Below are 397 nucleotides of genomic sequence, written 5' to 3'. Positions count from 1 at the left end.
GATCATCAACCGCGGACGGCTGACGGAAAGCAAGAACATTGGTAGTCTCGGTCATGGCGTATCGCTCTCCTCGAGAGGTTCTGGCAGGCTCGTCACCCGCCTCGATACGCCTCCTTCCTCACACCGTCATCACCCAGATTCCGCCATAGCTGTGCAGGGGCTCGTCGGTGCTCCAACCGACATCATGGCTGTCGAGCAAATGACCGAACTTCTTCATGCAGTAGGTGTGCAGGCGATCGAGAGCGGCAGCGGGCTTGTTCGCGCTGATGTCCCGCTCGATCGAAGACACTAGGGTCTGTACCTAAATAGCGCCACGTGATTCTCTTGCCTACGTGTTGATTCGGGGGCGAGAGAATGCGCGCTGGTTTGTTTTGGCTGAACGACAGGCAATGGGCGC

1 protein-coding gene is annotated in these 397 nt (G+C 57.9%); it reads left to right on the top strand.

Translation table 11 applies throughout. The features are described from left to right. Positions 1-292: hypothetical protein (locus QJT78_RS52230; RefSeq protein WP_281460958.1), on the top strand; the 292-nt coding region annotated here is incomplete at its 5' end. Positions 293-397 lie beyond the last annotated feature (105 nt).

This window comes from Bradyrhizobium sp. Mp27 (genome assembly GCF_029953005.1).
In the GTDB taxonomy this organism is placed as follows: domain Bacteria; phylum Pseudomonadota; class Alphaproteobacteria; order Rhizobiales; family Xanthobacteraceae; genus Bradyrhizobium; species Bradyrhizobium barranii.
This window is presented reverse-complemented; position numbering and strand designations above follow the sequence as displayed.